This window comes from Kitasatospora sp. NPDC091257, assembly GCF_044757675.1.
Classification (GTDB): domain Bacteria; phylum Actinomycetota; class Actinomycetes; order Streptomycetales; family Streptomycetaceae; genus Kitasatospora; species Kitasatospora lactacystinica.
This window is the reverse complement of sequence record NZ_JBIVVI010001381.1, coordinates 1-2,174: the sequence shown is the minus strand read 5'-3', so window position 1 is coordinate 2,174 and position 2,174 is coordinate 1. Positions and strand designations below refer to the sequence as shown.

The 2,174-nt window shown below is 76.5% G+C and carries 2 protein-coding genes; one reads left to right on the top strand and one right to left on the bottom strand.

What is annotated here, in order from left to right; all coding sequences use genetic code 11:
* Positions 1–1,462 (bottom strand): beta-ketoacyl reductase (locus ACIQOV_RS38500; protein ID WP_401055434.1); only part of this gene is annotated, 1,462 nt, incomplete at its 3' end.
* 171 nt (positions 1,463–1,633) lie between these two features.
* On the opposite strand from ACIQOV_RS38500, the gene ACIQOV_RS38495 reads away from it, so the two are divergent.
* Positions 1,634–2,174 (top strand): asparaginase (locus ACIQOV_RS38495; RefSeq protein ID WP_401055436.1); only part of this gene is annotated, 541 nt, incomplete at its 3' end.

Sequence of the window (2,174 nt, the reverse complement as noted above, 5' to 3'; positions counted from 1 at the left end):
CTCTTTCCCTACCCGCCGCTCTACCGATCACCATGCCCGCGCCGGCCCAGGGGCCCCAGGCCACCGAGGTCGCCGTCAGGCCCCGGCCTCGCCGCGCCGCGGCGAGGCCGTCCAGGTAGGCGTTGGCCGCCGCGTAGGCGCCCTGGCCGCCGCTGCCCCAGGTGCCCGAGATCGAGGAGAACAGCACGAAGGCGTCCAGCGGGCGGTCTTCGAACAGGGCGTCGAGGTGGGCCGCGCCGCACGTCTTGGCCGCCGTCCGCCGGGCCAGTTCCTCCGGCGTGCAGTCCATCAGCGCGGTGTCCGAGGTGAGTCCGGCGGTGTGCACCACGGCCCGTACGGTGTCGCCCTCGTCGCGCAGCCGCCCCAGGACCCGCTCCAGCGCGGTGCGGTCGGCGACGTCGCAGGCCAGCAGGGTGCTCCGGGCGCCGAGCGCCGCCAGGGCGTCGGCCAGCGCGTCGGCTCCCGGGGCCTCGGGGCCCCGCCTGCTGAGCAGGACCAGGTGGTCCGCGCCGCGCTCCGCGAGCCAGCGCGCCACCTGGGCGCCGAGGCCTCCGGTGCCGCCGGTGACGAGGACCGTGCCGCGCGGCGTCCACGGTGCGGGCGCGGGTGTCGCGGGCTCCGGCGCGGGGACGAGCCGACGGCCCAACGGTGCCGGCGCGCGGACGGCCACCTGGTCCTCGCCGTCCCGTCCGGCCAGCACCGCGCACAGCCCGTCCAGCGCGGGCCCGTCCAGCAGGTCCGGCAGGTCGACCAGGCCGCCCCAGCGCAGCGGGTGCTCCAGTGCCGCCACCCGGCCCAGGCCCCACACCTGGGCCTGCACGGGGCGGACCTCCTCCGTGCCGTCGGCTGCCACCGCGCCGCGGGTGGCGCACCACAGGGGTGCGTCGATGCCGCTGTCGCCCAGGGCCTGGAGCAGCAGCAGGGTCCCGGTCAGGCAGGCGTCGAGCGTCGGCAGGCCCGGGCGGGGGCCCTGAGCCAGGGCCAGCAGCGACAGGACGCCGTCCAAGGAGCCGAACTCCGGGAGCAGCGAGGCCAGTTCGGCGCGTTCGGCGGCGACCCCGACCCGGATCACGACCACGTCGGCGCCGTGTCCGGCGAGCGCCTGTTCGCAGGCGAGTGCGGTGTCCTCGGCACCGGGTCCGTCCGGGGTGACGAGCAGCCAGCGGCCGGAGAGGCGGGGCTCCGCGGGCGCGGTGAGCGGCTCCCATGCGATGCGGTAGCGGCGGGGGCCGGCGGGGACCTCGGTCTCCCGGCGGGAGCGCCGGGCGGCGGGGGCCGGGTCCGGCGCGGCCACCGGCCAGAAGCGCCTGCGCTGGAAGGCGTAGGTGGGCAGGTCGACCCGCCGCACGTCGGTGCCGCTCCAGCCCGCCGACCAGTCCACCGCCACGCCGCGCAGGTGCAGCGAGGCGAGTGCGGCGCGGACCGCGTCCGGCTCGCTGCGGCTGTCGCTCAGCAGCGGCACCGTCCCGGGGCGCCGTGGCGTCGGCGGCCGACGGTGGCACAGGGCCGCGTCCGAGTATGTCAGCACCCGGCGGGGGCATCGGCGCGGACCACGTTAAAGTGATAACTGTTGACACTTCGAGTCGTCCTTTCGGCCGTGGGGCCGAAGAGAGGGGAATGCGCTGTGCACGCGATGGTGGCGGAGGTGTGGCGAGGTGACTTCCTGGAGTCGGTGCACCACGGGACGGTCCTCGCACTCGGTCCTGACGGGCGGACGGTGCTGAGCCTCGGCGAGACCGACCGCCCGATGTACCCCCGGTCGTCCAACAAGCCGCTCCAGGCCCTCGGCATGCTGCGTGCCGGACTCGACCTGGACGGCGAACTGCTGGCCCTGGCCTGCGCCAGCCACTCCGGCGAGGCCTTCCACCTCGACGGCGTCCGCGAGATCCTCGGGGGCGCCGGCCTCGACACCAGCGCTCTGCGGTGCACGGCCGCGCTGCCCATCGGGGAAGCCGCACTGCGGGACCACCTGGCGGCCGGCGGCGGCCCCACTCCGCTGACGATGAACTGCTCGGGCAAGCACGCCGCGATGCTCGCCACCTGCGTCGCCAACGGCTGGGACACGGCCACCTACCTCGACCCCGGCCATCCCCTGCAGCGGGCCCTGCGGGACACCGTCGAGGACCTGGCCGGCGAGAAGGTCGCCGCGACCGGCGTGGACGGCTGCGGAGCCC